The sequence below is a fragment of the Brevundimonas intermedia genome, assembly GCF_004614235.1.
Taxonomy (GTDB): domain Bacteria; phylum Pseudomonadota; class Alphaproteobacteria; order Caulobacterales; family Caulobacteraceae; genus Brevundimonas; species Brevundimonas intermedia_A.
This window is the reverse complement of record NZ_SPVH01000006.1, coordinates 1-16662: the sequence shown is the minus strand read 5'-3', so window position 1 is coordinate 16662 and position 16662 is coordinate 1. Positions and strand designations below refer to the sequence as shown.

Sequence of the window (16662 nt, the reverse complement as noted above, 5' to 3'; positions counted from 1 at the left end):
GCCGGTGGGGCTTGATGTGTTGGCTTAGCCCCGGATCGCCGCCAGTGCAAAGCGGCGTCTATATCCACTACGTTTCTGCGGAGTCTCTAGCATGTGCGGCATCATCGGCATCACCGGCAACGGACCTGTCGTTCCCCGGCTGATCGACAGCCTGAAGCGGCTTGAGTATCGCGGCTATGACTCGGCCGGCGTCGCCGCCGTTGTCGATGGCGCAGTGGAACGTCGCCGCGCCCAGGGCAAGATCCGCAATCTGGAAGCCGTCCTGGCCGAACAGCCGATGACGGCGACGGTCGGGATCGGCCATACCCGCTGGGCCACGCACGGTGCGCCGACGACGGCCAACGCCCACCCGCACAAGGCCGGTCGCGTCACCCTGGTACACAACGGCATCATCGAGAACTTCGCCGAGCTGAAGGCCGAGCTGGCCGCCGAGGGCCATGTCTTCGAAAGCCAGACCGACACTGAGGTCATCGCCCACCTGCTGGACGCCGAACTGAACACGGGCCGCAGCCCCCTGGAGGCGTTCAAGATCACCCTGGACCGCCTGACCGGCGCCTATGCCTTGGCGGTGCTGATCGACGGCACGGACGACCTGATCCTGGGCGCACGACGCGGCAGCCCCCTGGTGGTTGGCTGGGGCGAGGACGAGATGTATCTGGGCTCTGACGCGCTCGCTGTCGGACCCTTCACCCAGAAAATCTCCTATCTGGAAGAGGGCGATTACGTCGCCGTGACCAAGGCCGGGGCTCAGATGTTCGACGTGACCGGAAAGCCGGTTGATCGCGCGGTGGTCCAGGTCTCGGCCTCCTCGGCCATGGTCGAGAAGGGCGAATATCGCCACTTCATGGAAAAGGAGATCCATGAACAGCCCGACAGCGTCCAGCACACCCTGTCGGAATATCTCGACCTGGTGACCGGTACGGCCAAGACGAACACCATCGACTTCGCCGCCATCGACCGCATCCAGATCGTCGCCTGCGGCACCGCCTTCTACGCCGGTCAGATCGGCCGTTACGCCTTCGAGAAGCTGGCGGGCCTGCCGTGCGACGTCGAGATCGCGTCCGAGTTCCGCTACCGCTCGCCGGCGGTGACGCAAAAGACCCTGGCGGTCGCCGTCAGCCAGTCGGGCGAGACGGCCGACACCCTGGCCAGCCTGATCTGGTGCAAGGCGCAAGGGTTGAACACCGCCGCCGTCGTCAACGTCCATTCCTCGTCCATGGCGCGCGTGGCGGCCGTGCTGTGGCCCACCCATGCCGGGCCGGAAATCGGCGTCGCCTCGACCAAGGCTTTCACCGCCCAGGTCGCGGCCCTGCTGGCGCTGGCCGTCGCGGCGGGCGTGGCGCGCGGCCGGATCGATGCGGCCCGGGAGGCCGAACTGGTCAAGGCCCTGTTCGAAAGCCCTCGCCTGATCGCCGAGGCCCTGACGATGGGCGACAGCATCCGCGCCGTGGTTCAGGACCTGGCCAAGGCTGACGACGTCCTGTTCCTGGGGCGGGGCGCCATGTTCCCGCTGGCCATGGAAGGGGCGCTGAAGCTGAAGGAGATCAGCTATATCCACGCCGAGGGCTATGCCGCCGGCGAGCTGAAGCACGGCCCCATCGCCCTGATCGACGAAGAGACCCCGACCATCGCCCTGGCGCCCCTGGACGATGTGTTCGAGAAGACCGCTTCCAACCTGCAGGAGGTCGCCGCGCGTGGCGGGCCGGTCATCATGATCGCGCCGGAAAAGGCGCCCGACCTGCACGGCGCCGGCATCCGCCGCATCCACGCCCCGGACTGCCATCCCCTGATCGCGCCCCTGGTCTATGCGGTGCCGGTGCAGTTGCTGGCCTATTACACCGCCGTCCAGAAGGGCACCGACGTCGATCAGCCCCGCAACCTGGCCAAGTCCGTCACGGTGGAGTGAGGCGCGGCCGTCGTTTCGCGCAGGGCTTCCACATCGGCGATCTGGATCGCGCCGCGCCGCAGGCGCAGCGCGCCGGCCGCGCACAGTTCGGTGCAGGCGGTCGAGACGCTGGCGCGTCGCACCGCCATCAGGTCCGCCAGGTCGCTCTGGCGTAGGGACACCGTATCGCCGCCGCCCTGGTCGTGAACGTCAAGGATGAGGGCGGCTAAGCGTTGGGTCACCTTGAGGTCGGCGTGACGCCCCAGCTCGGCCTGAAGGGCGGCGTTGCGTTGACGAAGGTCGGTCAGGGTCGCCTCGACAAGGGTATCGCGATCAATGCGCTGGACCAGCCGCCGCGCCGGAACAGTGTGGAACCGTCCCGCCGTCAGCCACAGGGCGACTTCCTTTTCGCCCCGCCCCAGCACCGCATCGAAGTTGATCAGATCGTCGCTTGAGGCCAGGCCGCGCGACAGTGTCTCGTTAGGTCCGATGCGTGCGGCGACGCCGTCGAGAATGAAGGTCACCAGCGGTTCGCCGTCGCGCGTCAGGGCGGTGCGTTCGCCGGGCGCCGCGTTGAAGGCGTCACCTTCGTCCAAGCCCTGAACGGCCAGCAGGGACAGCAGGGAACGCGCGAGGTTCGACATGGACATGGGTCGCATAGACCGCCAAACGGCGTTGTGTGCGATAACATGCGTTAAGCGGTCAGACGGGGTCGCTCTGCAGTCTCAGATAGGTCGGATCGAACTCGGCGATCTCGGCCAGGCGGTGCCAGTCGAGAATGTCGATCTGACCGTTCGACCAGTGGATCACGCCCTCGCCGCGCAATTCCGAGATCAGGCGGCTGACATGGACCGTCGAGAGGCCCAGCGCGTCGCCCAGGGTGGCTTGCGTCAGCGGCAGGTCGAAGGTCAGGTCTCCGGTCTGGCCGACGGCTTGAAGACGCAGATAGAGCTCGCACACCAGATGGGCCAGATGACCCAGGCCGCTGCGCCGACCCATGGCGACCAGCCATTGGCGATGGATGGCGGCGTCGATGATGGTGTCCAGCCATAGCAGTCGCGTCAGATGCGGATGGCGCTCGGTGATGTCGATCAGGCCGCTGTGGGGCGCCTCGGCGATGATGCATTCGGTCAGGGCCACGACCCCGTGATCCATCTGCTTCATCAAAAGGCTGTGCAGGTCGATGAAGTCGCCAGCGACATTGATCTCGGTGATCTGGCGCGCACCGTCTTCCAGCGTCGAATAGCGGGCGGAAAAGCCGGAGATCAGAAGCGTGCTGTGCAGCGGCCGGGTATGTTCGCGCACGATGTCCGAGCTGGCGGCGACCGTCTTGGGTGGTTCCAGCGCCTTTTGCAGGGCCTCGATCTCTTCGGGAGAGATGCGGTCGCGCAGGGACAGTTTCTCGACCAGGGTCGTGATCTTGGGCGCGGCTTGAAGTCTGCTCATTTGGCGCTTTCCATCAGGCTCCAGCCGTCAGGCGCATCGTCGGAAGCGGCTGCGGTGACGCTGACGACCGTCTGGCCGTCAGCATCCGTGACGATGACGCTGAAGGCCCGGGTCGTCCAGAAGGAGGCCCCACGATAGCGCAGGATTTCGCCCAGAACGGCGACGGCTTCCTCTCTGGCGGCATCGACGCTCTTCAGCTCCTCGCCCTGGTCGTCGCGGATGCAATCGCCGTTCTGGGTATGGAAAAAGTAGCGCGGCAATCTTTCCTCCTGGCAGCAGCCGAGGGAGGAAGCGGTCACGGGGCCGATTGGTTCAGCCCTCTGTGATCTTTCAGATTTCCTGGTTGAAGGCGCCGATTTCCGGATAGGCGGCCAGGCGGGGTTTGATCTCCTTGCGGAATAGATCGCGCATGTCGTCTTCCGACCGCATGCTCTCGACCACGACCACCAGTTCCGGCTTGTTCGACGAGGCGCGGACCAGGACCCAGGATCCGTCCTCCAGATGCACCCGCACGCCGTTGACGGTGATGGCCTCAAGGATCTTGCGGCCCAGGATCTCGCCGCCTGCGGCCGCCAGATCCGAATATTCCTTCACGATCCGCTCCAGCACGCCGTATTTCAGCTCGTCGTCGCAGTGGGGCGACATGGTCAGGCTGGTCCAGGCGTCCGGCAGGGCGGTTTTCAGTTCGCTGAGCTTCTTGCCCGGATTGCGATCCAGCATGGCTAGAACCGCTCCGGCCGCGACCAGGCCGTCGTCGTAGCCGTGGCCCAGGTCGCCGGCCATGAAGAAGTGCCCCGACTTCTCGAACCCGGCCAGGGCGCTCAGTTCGGCGGTCTTGCGCTTGATGTAGGAGTGACCCGTCTTCCAGTAGACGACCTCCGCACCATTGGCCTTGAGGATCTCGTCGGTCTTGTAGAGGCCGGTCGATTTCACATCGACGACGAAGGTGCTGTCCGGATAGACCTTGGACAGGTCGCGGGCCAGCATCAAACCGATCTTGTCGGCGAAGATTTCCTCGCCCGTGTCGTCCACCACGCCGCAGCGGTCGCCGTCGCCATCGAAGCCCAGGGCCAGGTCGGCGCCGGTCTCACTCACCCTCTGGGCCATTTGCACCAGCATGGCGTGATCTTCCGGGTTCGGATTGTATTTGGGGAAGGTGTAGTCGAGGTCTGTGTCCATCTCGATCACCTCGACGCCCATGCGGCGCAAAGCGTCGGGGGCGAAGGCGCCGGCCGTGCCGTTGCCGCAGGCGCAGACCACCTTCAGCGGCCGCTTGATCTGAACCTTGGAGGCCACGTCTGCGACATAGGTCTCGCGGAAGTCTTCGACCCGGACCAGCTTGCCGCCGGGGCGGGCCACGCCCTCGCCGTTCAGCACGATCTCCTTCAGCCGGCCCATCTCCTCGGGGCCGAAGGTCAGGGGCTTGTTGGCACCCATCTTCACGCCGGTCCAGCCGTTCTCGTTATGGCTGGCGGTGACCATGGCGACGCAGGGCGCGTCCAGTTCGAACTGACCGAAATAGGCCATGGGCGACAGGGCCAGACCCACGTCCAGAACCTCCATGCCGCCTTCCAGCAAGCCCAGGATCAGGGCCTGTTTGACGCTCAGGCTGTAGCTGCGGAAATCATGGCCGGTGACAATCTTGGGCGCCACGCCGATCTCGTTGATGTAGGTCGCCAAGCCCAGGCCCAGCGCCTGGATGCCGAGGAGATTGATCTCTTTTTCCAGAATCCAGCGCGCGTCGTATTCGCGGAAACCAGTGGGCTTAACAAAGGCCAAGTTTTCGTAGTTCGCCGTGTTCGGCGTGAGGTCCTGCCGGGGCTTGAGCATTCTGTGTGGCTCAGGCTGCGGCGCGCTTGCGAATACGGGCGATGCGGCGCAGGCGGCGCCAGAAACGGCCGCGCTCCGGTTCGGGATAGGGCTGCAAGTTCTCGACGAACTGATCGGCTGAGGCGCGCCAGCTGAACTTTTCAGCATAGGCGCGCACGACCTTACGGTCGAGTTCAAGGCATTCCAGACAGGCGGTCCGGAGGTCCTTGTCGATCGCCCCGGCGTTCGAGCCGGGGATGATGTCGATGGGGCCGTGGGCCGGATAGGCGGCGACCGGAGTGCCGGCGGCCATGGCTTCCAGGATCACCAGGCCGAAGGTGTCGGTCCAGCTGGGGAAGACGAACACATCCGCATCGCGGAAACAGCGGGCCAGCTCGTCGCCGAACCGGGCGCCGAGAAACTTGGCCTCGGGATATTTCTCCTGCAACTCGGCGCGAGCCGGTCCGTCACCAACAACGATCTTGGTGCCGGGCAGGTCGAGCTGAAGGAAGGATTCGATGTTCTTTTCGACCGCTACGCGACCGACGTTCAGGAAGAAGGGGCGCGGCCAGTCCTTGCCCCCAAGCTCGTCGTAGATGCGTTCCAGGTCGGGGTTGAACACATCCGTGTCCACGCCTCGCGACCAAGGGGAAACGTTCTTGAATCCATGCTCGACCAGCTCGTCGCGCAGGGTCGGGGTCGCCACCATCAGCCGGCCCGACGGCTTGTGGAACCACTTCATATAGGCGTAGCCGACCTGGACCGGGATCGGGAAACGGGCCGAGACATATTCGGGGAATTTGGTATGGTAGCTGGTCGTGAACGGCAGCTTCCATTCCACGCAAATGCGGCGCGTGGCGATGCCGATCGGACCCTCCGTGGCGATATGCACGGCCTCAGGCTCGAAGGCCCGCAGCATCTCGCGGATCTCTTCCTCCGCACCGAGCGCCAGCCGGATTTCCGGGTAGGTGGGGCAGGGAATGGTCTTGAACAGGCTGGGTTCGATGACCTCGACCTCATGGCCCATGCCGCGGCATTCCGCGACCGTGCGGGTCAGGGTGCGGACGACGCCATTGACCTGAGGTTCCCAGGCGTCGGTGGCCAGAACGATGCGCATTGAGGCGGGCGGACCCTGAGCCGTTAAGTAAGGGCGGAACTTCTAGACGGTTCGAATGACGAAGGCGAGAGTATCGCACGAAGGCAATAAATCGAATTAATGCAGACTGAGCGCGGCCTGCGTCGGTGGGCACCAAAGCATTTTTGACGCCCGTATTTCCGCGTAGGCTGACATCACAGCTTGAAATTGAGCGGCAGAGGCTGGTTCGTCAATGAAGTCGCCATTTTGAAGTAGCTTGTCGCGCCACAGGCCCGACGGGAGCAGATGGTTCCAAATTGCGCGTAGGGCACGGCCGGCTTGAGCCGTGAAATATTCCCTGCGACCGACGTCGGTGTTTGAGGCGAAGGTCAGAGATGCCATCATCCAAGTTGTTTGCGGGGCGAGGCGCGCTCGTGAACTCCGGGTTGCGCCGTCGATCGTCATAGAATCCACAACGACGTCACGTTTGGGCTCGATGCCTCTCATACCTGCTTCGTACAGAGCTTCGGCCACGCTGAAAATCTCGGAGTTGTGACGAACTCGAGCATACCGAGCCAACAACCACGACCACTCAAACTGACGGCCGGGGGTGACGAGAATTTCTCCATCGGCCTCGATCCGCATCATGGCTGTGGGGGAGAGTTCTTGCATTGTGCCTGTACGGGCGTCGAAAAATTGTTCGATCGTAAGCGCGACGATGCGGTCAGCAAGAACACGCCAACCCTTTAAGCCGTATGCCTCCCAAGCGAGCGCGGCCTCCAGAAACGAAATGTGGGCGCTGGATACGTTAGAGTCGATTTTAGCCTCTAAGCCGATTTGAATCGTCGCGGGGTCTAAACGTTGGCGCAAGGCGATCATCGGCTTTTGGGCGGCCAATTCAGGTGCGGCTAATGCGATCTTCGCCAGGGAACACGCAAGTAACCCCTGGTCCTGATCAACCTCGTTGGCGGGGAGCTCAGCCCAGTTCTTTTTCAGGTCCCGTAAAAGATTTTCCAATCCAGTGTTCAAGACGGTGCGCCATGGCCCTTGCCAACCCAGACGTCCGGCCTCTGCATAGACCTGAAGCTGCCGGAGTTGGATGCCCGTTGCATGCGGGGAAGCTAGGCGTCTTCCGTCTAAGCTGAGAAATTCTTCGAAGCCCCCTTCTACGTTCTGTCCGAGCGTACACCAGCAAGGCAATGCCGACTGACGAATCCAGGCAGCCAAGCGTAACGCTCCACCCTCAAGCGTTTCTTCGGGCGGACGTTCGAAATCAAGATGGCGTGGCGAAAGCCGTCTTAGACGTTCCACAACTTTTTTGACGTCCTGACTGCGCCCAAGGTCCGTGACCAGTACAGCGTCCTTTTCTACAATAATCCCGACATTGCTTAGACCGATGGCGGCCACCATCACGCCATCGCAAGCGCGCACCAGACAGCCGTCGGAATCCTCCAGTATGTGCAAGCCCACATCGCCTTCGCCCGATTCATGAACAGCGTCCCAGGAGCCCAGGTCCGACCATTCAAAATCGACGGGCAGCACTGAAGCGAGCCGGGTCTTTTCCATGACCGCGTAGTCAATGGATATCTTCGGTGCGGAGGCAAATGCCGACCCCAGCAAGATCGTTTCACCGTCGTGGATGGCATCGTCCAATGCTCGAGCGACCGCCTCGCTTAGGCCGGTGGTTGATGCGCGGATTTCCTGGTCAAGCACATCCGCGCGTACGATGAAGTTTCCACTGTTCCAGAGGAAACCTGCCGAGATGTACCGAGCGGCGGTCTGTGCGTCGGGCTTTTCTATAAATGACCTGATGACGGACAGCCCCTGCTCTTCCGGGGCGATATAGCCGTACGCCGACGAAGGTGCTGTGGGGACTAGGCCTAGGGTGACGATGCGTCCGGTTTCAGCCGAGGTCGCTGCAAGTCCAACGGCTTCTCGAAACGCTTCATCGTCAGGGATGTGGTGATCAGAAGCGACGAAAAGGTTGACTGCGTCGGGACACCGTCGTCGCGTCCATAACGCTGCGGCAGCCATGGCCGCTGCGGATTCGCGACCCTCCGGTTCCAGCAACAATACAGCCTTGCGGCCGATTTCGCTCAACTGTTCCAGTATCGTCCGGCGGTGGATCGCGCCACCCACCACGATCAGCACTCCGTCCTCGCCGGCAAGAGGTGCGACCCGATCGACGGTCTCTTGGAATGAGGACCGATTTCCAGAAAGAGGAATAAATTGTTTCGGTCTGGAGGGACGAGACGCCGGCCATAATCGCGTCCCGGCGCCGCCACACATAATTACTGGAAAAATCGAAGCCATGGCTGAACCCAAACCCACTCAATCTTTCATCTTAGTCTGCGAGGAATCAGACGTCATCCTGCGCCCAGTGCCACGCAAATTTCCAATGCTCTTCATACTAAGGGGGGCAAGCCCGCACAGCTTGTCTTCGAGCTGACGCTGGGTCGGTCGACATCGTGCCGCTGCGACATTCGGCAAAGTGGCCTTGAAAGGCAGGTTGTGGAGGTGGTTGCTATCCTCTAACCCGCCAATATCTCTCATGTCTGCGCTGGATTGCATCGCAGACGACAACAGGATGACCCATGGCGAAATGGCCAGCACGTATCGCGCACCTTTTGCGTAGCGATATCGCTAAGGGGGTGACCGTCAAGGTTGAGCGGCCACACTACTTCTACCTCGGCGACAACCTAGCTTTGACAAAGCTGACCGATGGTCATTTTATCTATGTAGACCCCAAAGATGAGAGTGTTTGCGCTCACCTGATCTCGAGAGGAGAGTGGGAGCCTTGGATTTGGAAAGTGGTTGTGGGTCTTGTTCAGCCGGGGGATCGGGTAGTCGAGGTTGGTGGGCACGTCGGTTTCTACACCCTAGCATTAGCGCAACGGGTGGGACCTGACGGCCGTATAACGACCTTTGAAGCGAACCCGCGTCTTGTCGCCTTGGCAGCGAGATCCGTGCGCTTCAACGGCTATGACTCCAGGGTCGATGTAGTTCATCGAGCCGTAAGCGATAAAGCCGGACAACTTCGCTTTTCCACGTCGCGCCAATTCGGCGGCGGCGGACATATTTCCTTGAAGAATGAGAAGGCAAGCGAAGATTCCGAAATTTTTGAGATAGAGAGCGTCCGTCTCGATGATCATGAATTTGGACAGGTCGCACTTCTTCGCATCGACGCTGAGGGTTCGGAAGCCTTGATCCTGTCCGGAGCCGAGGTGTTGTTAAGTCAGCCCGACATAGTAATTTGCATGGAGTGGGATTTGATCCAGCTTCGTTCGAGATCGAAGCCGGAAAACATGCTTCAGTCTCTCACTGAGAAGGGCTTTTTGTTCTGGCGAATAAGCTTCAACAGCCAGTTGGAACCCATCGAGGCTTCGAAACTGTTGGCTACGGTTCAATGTGATGTGATCGTTGCGCGTCGCATGCCGTCCTTAAATTATTAAAGCGGCAGCACCGTCGTCGATTTGACCTCTTCCAGCACCGCATAGGTCCGTGTTTCGCGCACACCCGGCATGCGCACCAGAACGTCGCCCAAAAAGGCGCGATAGGCGCCCATGTCGCCGACGCGGGCCTTGATCAGATAGTCGAAGCCGCCGGCGACCATGTGGCATTCCAGCACTTCGGGCTGGCTGCGCACGGCGGCGGCGAAGGCTTCGAAGACGTCGCCGGTGGTGCGGTCCAGAAGGACCTCGACGAAGATCAGAAGGTTGCGGCCGACCTGGTTCGGGTCGATCATGGCGGCGTAGCCGGTGATGATCTTCCTTTCGCGCAGTCGTTTGACCCGTTCGAAACAGGCGGCGGGCGACAGGTTGCAGCGCCGCGCCAGCTCTGCGTTGGAGATGCGGGCGTCGGTCTGCAGCACTCTGAGGATGCGACGGTCGATGGCGTCGATGTCGATCATCGGAAATCAGAACCTCAAACCGAACGATCTTCGGCCTAATCTCGTATCATACGAAGCACCTTCAATGAACTCCGGACTATACGGCAGAAATCCACAGGATTTTCTGCCGATGACCTCGCCCGCCTTCACGCCCTCGAGCCTGGCCGCCTGGGACGGTCTGGACGCGCACAAGTTCCGCGACGAACGCGAGGCCGTGGCCGCCTACCTGGCCCGCATGCCGCTGGACGCCGCCGAGCGCGCCGCCGTGGTGGCGGAGGCGACGGCCCTGGTCGAACACGCCCGTCGCAGCCAGAAGAAACAGGGGGTGGTCGAGAGCTTCCTGCAGCAGTTTTCTCTGGGCACTCGCGAGGGTCTGGCCCTGATGTGTCTGGCCGAGGCCCTGCTGCGCGTTCCGGACGAGGAGACGCGCGACCGACTGATCGCCGAGAAGATCGGATCCGCCGACTGGGCCAGCCATCTGGGCCAGTCTGAGAGCTTGTTCGTCAACGCTTCCACCTGGGGCCTGATGCTGACCGGCAAACTGGTCGATGTCGATGACGAGGCGCGCACAGACCTGCCCGGCTTCCTGAAGCGGATCGCGGGCCGTCTGGGCGAGCCGGTCATCCGCCAGGCTGTGGCCACCGCCGTCAAGATCATGGGCGAGCAGTTCGTGGTCGGCCGCACAATCCAGGGCGCGCTGAAACGGTCGAACAAGGAAGGCTGGTTGTGCAGCTTCGACATGCTGGGCGAGGGCGCCCGCACGGTCGCCGACGCGGACCGGTACGAGAAGATCTACGCCGACGCCATCGAGGCCGTGGGCAAGACGTCCAAGGGCCAGGGGCCGGAGCACGGTCACGGCGTTTCGGTGAAACTGTCGGCCCTGTCGCCCCGCTACGAGGCGACGCACGAGGACGATGTCTGGGCGACCCTCTATCCCCGCATCCTGCGCCTGGCCCAGATCGCGGCCCAATACGACATCAACTACACGATGGACGCCGAGGAGGCGGACCGTCTGGCCCTGTCGCTGAAACTGCTGGCCCGGCTGGCGCACGAGCCGTCGCTGGGCGGCTGGACCGGCCTGGGTCTGGCGGTTCAGGCCTATCAGAAGCGCGGTCTGGAGACGATTGAACGGGTCGCCGACCTGGCGCGCCACTCGGGCCGTCGTCTGATGGTGCGCCTGGTCAAGGGCGCCTATTGGGACACCGAGATCAAGCGCGCCCAGGTGTTCGGGCGCACCGACTATCCGGTCTTCACCACCAAGGCGGCGACGGACCTGAACTACCTCGTTTGCGCCAAGGCCATGATCGCGGCCGCGCCAGCGATCTACAGCCAGTTCGCCAGCCACAACGCCCACACCCTAGCCGCCGTGCGCCGCATGGCGCATGACCAGGGCGTGACGGTCGAACACCAGCGCCTGCACGGCATGGGCGAGGCGCTCTACGACGCCGCGCACGAGGCCTGGGCAGATGAGACCGTGATCGTCCGCGCCTATGCTCCCGTTGGAGGCCATGAGGAGCTGCTGCCCTATCTGGTGCGGCGCCTGCTGGAAAACGGCGCCAACTCCTCCTTCGTCCACGCCCTGCTGGACGAGCGCGTGCCCGCCTCGGCCGTCGCGGCTGATCCCATCTCCCTGGTCGAGCAGTCGCCCGACCGTCACCCCAAGATTCCGGTTCCGAAAGACATGTACGGCGATCGTCAGAACTCCCTCGGCCGCGACTATTCCCAGGCCGCCGACCGTGAATCCCACGCCAGGGCGCTGGAGTTGGTCGATCGCGAAAAGCTGACCTCCGGCCCCATCGTGGGCGGCAAGCTGCGCGCCGGGATCGACGCGCAGAATGTGACCAATCCCTTCGACCGATCACAGGTGCTGGGCCATGTCTCGGAAGCCGCGACGGCCGACATCGACGCCGCGGTCGAGGCCGCCGCTGAGGCCCAGGTCGTCTGGGATCGTCAGGGCGGCGCCAAACGCGCCGTCGTCCTGCGCGCCATGGCCGATGCGCTTGAAGCCGATCTGGACCGCCTGGTCGCGCTGCTCAGCCGCGAGGCCGGCAAGACCCTGAACGACGGCGTCGCCGAGGTGCGCGAGGCCGCCGACTTCTGCCGCTACTACGCCCTGCTGGCCGAGCGCGACTTCACCGCCCCCCAGACCCTGAAGGGCCCGACCGGCGAGACCAACCAACTGTTCCTGCACGGACGCGGCGTCTTCGCCTGCATCAGCCCTTGGAACTTCCCCCTGGCCATCTTCACCGGCCAGATCGCCGCCGCCCTGGCCGCCGGCAACGCCGTCCTGGCCAAGCCCGCCGAACAGACGCCGCTGATCGCCGCCGAGGCTGTGCGCCTGTATCACAAGGCCGGTCTGAACCCGGACCTGCTGGCCCTGGTTCCCGGACGCGGCGAGACGGTGGGCGCGGCCCTGGTCACGCATCCGGGGATCGACGGTGTAGCCTTCACCGGCGGCACCGATACGGCGGCGGCCATCAACCGGTCCATCGCCGCCCGCCCCGGCGCCATCATCCCCTTCATCGCCGAGACCGGCGGCCTGAACGGCATGTTCATCGACACCACGGCGCTGAAGGAACAGGTGATCGACGACGTGATCCAGTCGGCCTTCGGCTCGGCCGGCCAGCGCTGCTCGGCCCTGCGCGTCCTCTATGTGCCCAGGGATTCGGGCGAGGCCCTGATCGAGGGTCTTAAGGGAGCGCTCGCGGTCCAGACCGTTGCCGACCCCGCCGATCCCAAGACCGACATCGGTCCCGTCATCGACCCGGAATCGCGTCGCGCCCTGGAAGCCCATGTCGAGCGCCTGTCGAAGGAAGCGAAAATTATCGCCCGCGCCGACCTGCCGCTCGGCGCCGAAAAGGGCGACCTGTTCGCCCCGACCATCGCCGAAATCCCCACGCCCGACTTTCTGGAACGCGAAGTCTTCGGCCCCATCCTGCACATCTACCGCTACGCCCCGTCCGACCTGAAGTCGGTCGCCGGCAAGCTGGCCGCGCGCGGCTACGGCCTGACCCTGGGCATCCACAGCCGCATCGAAGCCTTCGCCGACGAGGTTGTGGATCTGGTTCCCGCCGGCAATGTTTACGTCAACCGCTCGATCACCGGCGCCGTGGTCGGGGTCCAGCCGTTCGGCGGCGAGGGTCTGTCGGGAACGGGTCCCAAGGCAGGCGGTCCCAACAGCCTGATCCGCTACGCGGCCGAAAAAGCGATCAGCGTGAACATTGCGGCCCAAGGCGGCGACCCGGCGCTGCTGAATCTCTGAGGCCGGCGTTGTGTTGCAGTGCTTGCTTCCCGCGTGGGCGACGGTATGTTCTCGCGGCGCTTCTCGTCTGTGGCGCCGAGAGCCGGCCATTCGCTTGGCGTTATTGATGAAATGCACCCAAGCATGAGCCGTTCTTTTGTTGTCCGGCAATCGCAAATTCTCGGCGCGCTGATGATGCGCGAGATGGCGACCCGTTACGGCAGGCGGGGGCTGGGCTTCCTGTGGGTCGTCGGCGAACCTTTGATGTTCTGCTTCGGTGTGATCGTCATGTGGATTTTCATCCGCCATCACAATGGTCATGGTCTCGCCGTCGCGCCGTTTGTGATGACGGGTTACATGTGCCTTTTGCTGCTTCGGCACAGCATCAGCTTCAGCATCAGTGCGGTCGGTTCAAATCTGGGGCTTCTTTACCATCGTGCCCTGGGACCTCTGCACTTCTATTTGGCGCGTTGTATTCTCGAGCTGGCCGGGGCCACTGCCGCCTTCATTGTTGTGTATCTGACGTTGATTCTGTTTCGCCAGGTCGATGTGCCTCATGACTGGCTTCTGCTCTATTTCGGCTGGTTTCTGATGTGGATCATGGCGACAGGCACGGGGTTCATATTCTCGGGTCTCGCGACGCGTTTCGAGGTTATGGAGCGCATCGTGCCGCTACTCAGCTACGCCATGATCCCGCTCTCCGGCGTGTTCTTCATGGTGGACTGGCTGCCTGAGAACGTGCGTGAACGGTATCTGCTTGTGCCCTATCCCAACGCCATCGAAATGATCCGCGCCGGCGTGTTCGGCGAGTTTGTGCCAACCCACTTCAACGTGGCCTACGCTACGGCCACTGCGTTTCTGCTACTTCTGATCGGGTTGGTGCTGGTCAAGAATGCGGAAGGTTATATCGATGTCGAATAAATTCCTTCTGGAGCTGATCGCCTCTCATGGCTGAACAACTGCGATATATCGGGGCCTTGCCTGAGCAGGGGGCTGCGCGGCCGCGTGGGTTGGCCGCCCTCCGCCGGAAACTGCCCCTGCCCTTTCTGATCGTCGTGGTTTTGCCGACGCTCATTGCGATCATCTATTGGGGACTGATCGCCACGCCGCGCTATGTTTCCGAGGCGCATTTCATCGTGCGAAAGACCGAGGATGCGCGGCCGAACAATCTGGGGATGGTTCTGCAGGGGGTCGGGCTTTCCGCCGGCGTCTCCGATTCTTTCGTCGTGCAGGAATATATGGGCTCCCGAGGCGCCGCCGACACTTTGGACGCCCGCTTTGATCTGGAGAAGGTGTTCTCCCGCAACGGCGCAGATCTGTTTTCGCGCTATCCGGGGCCGTTCGGCCGTCCATCAGAGGAAGCGCGGTTCAAGGCGCTGAAACGCTTTGTGACGGTTGGCTATAACGGCGCCAGCGGCATCACGATGCTGAGGGTGCAGGCCTTCACGCCGCAGGATGCTCGCGCCATGAACCTCGCGCTGCTGGGATCGGGCGAGGACCTGGTCAATCGCCTCAACGAACGGTCGGCCGCCGACGCCATCGCAGAGGCCCAACAGGCCGTGGTCGAAGCCACCGCCCGCCGCGCTCAAATCCAGCAACAGATGACGTCGTTCCGCAATCGTGAACGTTTCATCGACCCTCAGACCGCCGCCGCTGAATCGACCCAGTTGATCTCGGGCCTGCTCTCGACCCTGGCCCAGCTTCGTGCCGAATACGCCCAGATCCAGCAGTCGGCGCCGCAAAGCCCACAACTGCCGACCGTTCGGTCGCGCATCGCCGCCTATGAGGCGCAGGTGGCTCAGGAGCGGGCGAAGCTGGTCGGCGACGAGAGTTCTCTGGTGCCCAAGATTTCGACCTACGAAGGCCTGGTCCTGCAGGGCGAGCTGGCCAACCGTGCGCTGACCGAGGCGTCGGCGGCCCTGTTGACCGCCCAGCAGGACGCGCGCCGTCAGAAGCTGTATCTGGACCGGATCGTCGAGCCGAACCTGCCCGACCGCGCCACCCAGCCGCAGCGTCTTCGCGCCATCTTGATCGTCTTCCTCAGCAGCATGATGATCTTCCTGCTGGGACGCCTTCTGTGGGCGGGCCTGCGGGAGCATCGCCAGGAGTGACGACCGTTCTCGCCCCGCTGGACCCCGTCGGCCTGAAGGTCTCCGGCCTGTCCAAGACCTACCGTCATGCCGGAAAGACCCTGTTCAGGGATCTGAACTTCACGCTGGAGCGGGGAGGGCGGCTGGCCATTCTCGGTCGGAACGGCCAAGGCAAATCGACCCTGATAAAGATGCTGGGCGGGGTGCTGCCGGCGACGAACGGCTATATCGACTGGCGTATGAGTTCGTCATGGCCGATCGGCTTCGGCGGTGGCTTCCAGGGCAGCCTCAGCGGCCTGGACAACATTCGCTTTCTGGCCCGCCTCTACGGCAAGGACTACGCCGAGACCCTGGCGCGCGTCGACGATTTCGCCGAACTGGGCCCCGCCTTGAAGGAGCCGGCCAAGCATTTCTCGTCGGGCATGCGCGCGCGCCTGGCGTTCGGCCTGTCGCTGGCGATCGAGTTCGACTGCTATCTGGTGGACGAGCTTGTCGCCGTCGGCGATGCGCGCTTCCAGAAGAAGTGCAACGAGGAACTGTTCAGCAAACGCGCCGACCGGGCCTTCATGATCGCCTCGCACAACACCAATCTGATCACAAAATACTGTGACAGAGCCCTGCTGATCGAGAGCGGTCAGGCGCGCATCTTCGAGGATGTGGCCGAGGCGGTGGACATCTACACCTGGCTGAAGGCGGTCTGACGGTGGGCGAGACGACGACGTCGGCGGCGGGCGACAGCCTGCATTGGCCGCCCGACAAGTTCCGCTACGACATGCGCGAGGCGGACGCCCGCGAACGGGTTCAGCGCATGGACATCGCCGGGCGCGCCCGCGCCCTGGTGTGGGGGCCGTATGACGTGCTGACGCCGGGCCTGTGGCGGGCCACGGCCCGCTTCTCCGTCGACCGCTGGGCCTGCCGCCACACCTATCGTCTGGAATGGGGTGCGACGGCCGACTACAGCCTGTTCGAGTTCAAGCCGGGCAGGGCTGGCGTTTTCGAGGTTTCGGCCGAACGCCTGTGGATCGAAGCCGAGAAGGCGGAATTGCGCATCATCCTGACGGAAGGCGCGTTGGGGGGGGTGTTTGAGCTATTGGATGTTCGGGTCGAGTTTTGAAGCCAATCGCGACCGATGGCCAATAGGTGATTGCGGCTACCAATATGTCCCATTCAACCAAGATGCGCTGTGTAGCGGCGCCAGTCAGGAGTTCGGAATGATACCTTACGGGA

Annotated in this window: 14 protein-coding genes; 7 read left to right on the top strand and 7 right to left on the bottom strand. The window is 63.2% G+C overall.

Features of this window, described 5'->3' with window-relative positions; translation table 11 throughout:
* The first annotated feature begins 91 nt into the window (after positions 1–91).
* Positions 92–1906, top strand: coding sequence for a glutamine--fructose-6-phosphate transaminase (isomerizing) (gene glmS, locus EGY25_RS06450; RefSeq protein WP_135194213.1), 1815 nt, complete (start codon positions 92–94; stop codon positions 1904–1906).
* Here glmS and EGY25_RS06445 read toward each other — a convergent pair.
* The 6 genes from EGY25_RS06445 to EGY25_RS06420 all read right to left on the bottom strand — a co-directional run bounded on the left by EGY25_RS06445 (position 1867) and on the right by EGY25_RS06420 (position 8528).
* Positions 1867–2529: a Crp/Fnr family transcriptional regulator gene (locus EGY25_RS06445; RefSeq protein ID WP_167762503.1), complete on the bottom strand. Its 663-nt coding sequence runs from the start codon at positions 2527–2529 to the stop codon at positions 1867–1869. The two genes, glmS and EGY25_RS06445, sit on opposite strands and share 40 nt — an antisense overlap.
* Positions 2530–2587: 58 nt before the next feature.
* A complete protein-coding gene (locus tag EGY25_RS06440; RefSeq protein WP_135194211.1) occupies positions 2588–3331 on the bottom strand; it encodes a Crp/Fnr family transcriptional regulator in 744 nt (247 codons plus the stop codon).
* Complete coding sequence (locus EGY25_RS06435; protein WP_135194210.1) at positions 3328–3591, bottom strand: DUF6894 family protein; 264 nt, start codon at positions 3589–3591, stop codon at positions 3328–3330. The genes EGY25_RS06440 and EGY25_RS06435 overlap by 4 nt, the downstream gene beginning before the upstream one ends.
* Before the next feature lie 70 nt (positions 3592–3661).
* The gene (locus EGY25_RS06430; RefSeq protein WP_135194209.1) at positions 3662–5161 is read right to left on the bottom strand and encodes a phosphomannomutase/phosphoglucomutase; all 1500 of its coding nucleotides are present in this window, start codon (positions 5159–5161) and stop codon (positions 3662–3664) included.
* A 10-nt stretch (positions 5162–5171) separates the two neighbouring features.
* Positions 5172–6257: a glycosyltransferase family 4 protein gene (locus EGY25_RS06425; RefSeq protein WP_135194208.1), complete on the bottom strand. Its 1086-nt coding sequence runs from the start codon at positions 6255–6257 to the stop codon at positions 5172–5174.
* Positions 6258–6353: 96 nt separating this feature from the next.
* Positions 6354–8528 (bottom strand): sugar phosphate nucleotidyltransferase, encoded by a 2175-nt coding sequence (locus EGY25_RS06420; RefSeq protein ID WP_245159377.1) that lies wholly within the window; start codon positions 8526–8528, stop codon positions 6354–6356.
* Between the two features lie 281 nt (positions 8529–8809).
* Here EGY25_RS06420 and EGY25_RS06415 point away from each other — a divergent pair, with 281 nt between their 5' ends.
* The gene (locus tag EGY25_RS06415; protein ID WP_135194207.1) at positions 8810–9667 is read left to right on the top strand and encodes an FkbM family methyltransferase; all 858 of its coding nucleotides are present in this window, start codon (positions 8810–8812) and stop codon (positions 9665–9667) included.
* Here EGY25_RS06415 and EGY25_RS06410 read toward each other — a convergent pair.
* Positions 9664–10125, bottom strand: a complete 462-nt coding sequence (locus tag EGY25_RS06410) for an Lrp/AsnC ligand binding domain-containing protein (protein ID WP_135194206.1) — start codon at positions 10123–10125, stop codon at positions 9664–9666. The two genes, EGY25_RS06415 and EGY25_RS06410, sit on opposite strands and share 4 nt — an antisense overlap.
* A gap of 109 nt (positions 10126–10234) precedes the next feature.
* Here EGY25_RS06410 and putA point away from each other — a divergent pair, with 109 nt between their 5' ends.
* Genes putA through EGY25_RS06385 form a run of 5 tightly spaced genes read left to right on the top strand, consistent with a single transcriptional unit; the run spans position 10235 to position 16549 of the window.
* The gene (gene putA, locus EGY25_RS06405; protein WP_135194205.1) at positions 10235–13366 is read left to right on the top strand and encodes a bifunctional proline dehydrogenase/L-glutamate gamma-semialdehyde dehydrogenase PutA; all 3132 of its coding nucleotides are present in this window, start codon (positions 10235–10237) and stop codon (positions 13364–13366) included.
* 33 nt (positions 13367–13399) lie between these two features.
* Positions 13400–14266, top strand: a complete 867-nt coding sequence (locus EGY25_RS06400) for an ABC transporter permease (protein WP_245159376.1) — start codon at positions 13400–13402, stop codon at positions 14264–14266.
* A 26-nt stretch (positions 14267–14292) separates the two neighbouring features.
* Positions 14293–15456: a chain-length determining protein gene (locus EGY25_RS06395; protein WP_135194204.1), complete on the top strand. Its 1164-nt coding sequence runs from the start codon at positions 14293–14295 to the stop codon at positions 15454–15456.
* A complete protein-coding gene (locus EGY25_RS06390) occupies positions 15453–16136 on the top strand; it encodes an ABC transporter ATP-binding protein (protein ID WP_135194203.1) in 684 nt (227 codons plus the stop codon). The genes EGY25_RS06395 and EGY25_RS06390 overlap by 4 nt, the downstream gene beginning before the upstream one ends.
* Before the next feature lie 2 nt (positions 16137–16138).
* On the top strand, positions 16139–16549 hold the full coding sequence (locus EGY25_RS06385) for a hypothetical protein (RefSeq protein WP_135194202.1): 411 nt from the start codon (positions 16139–16141) through the stop codon (positions 16547–16549).
* Positions 16550–16662 lie beyond the last annotated feature (113 nt).

Excerpts from the sequence above, each read along its gene's own strand:
- putA (WP_135194205.1), top strand. The coding sequence starts at position 10,235 with ATGACCTCGCCCGCCTTCACGCCCTCGAGCCTGGCCGCCTGGGACGGT.
- EGY25_RS06425 (WP_135194208.1), bottom strand. The coding sequence starts at position 6,257 with ATGCGCATCGTTCTGGCCACCGACGCCTGGGAACCTCAGGTCAATGGC.
- EGY25_RS06420 (WP_245159377.1), bottom strand. The coding sequence starts at position 8,528 with ATGGCTTCGATTTTTCCAGTAATTATGTGTGGCGGCGCCGGGACGCGA.
- EGY25_RS06445 (WP_167762503.1), bottom strand. The coding sequence starts at position 2,529 with ATGTCGAACCTCGCGCGTTCCCTGCTGTCCCTGCTGGCCGTTCAGGGC.
- EGY25_RS06440 (WP_135194211.1), bottom strand. The coding sequence starts at position 3,331 with ATGAGCAGACTTCAAGCCGCGCCCAAGATCACGACCCTGGTCGAGAAA.
- EGY25_RS06410 (WP_135194206.1), bottom strand. The coding sequence starts at position 10,125 with ATGATCGACATCGACGCCATCGACCGTCGCATCCTCAGAGTGCTGCAG.
- EGY25_RS06415 (WP_135194207.1), top strand. The coding sequence starts at position 8,810 with ATGGCGAAATGGCCAGCACGTATCGCGCACCTTTTGCGTAGCGATATC.
- EGY25_RS06430 (WP_135194209.1), bottom strand. The coding sequence starts at position 5,161 with ATGCTCAAGCCCCGGCAGGACCTCACGCCGAACACGGCGAACTACGAA.
- EGY25_RS06395 (WP_135194204.1), top strand. The coding sequence starts at position 14,293 with ATGGCTGAACAACTGCGATATATCGGGGCCTTGCCTGAGCAGGGGGCT.
- glmS (WP_135194213.1), top strand. The coding sequence starts at position 92 with ATGTGCGGCATCATCGGCATCACCGGCAACGGACCTGTCGTTCCCCGG.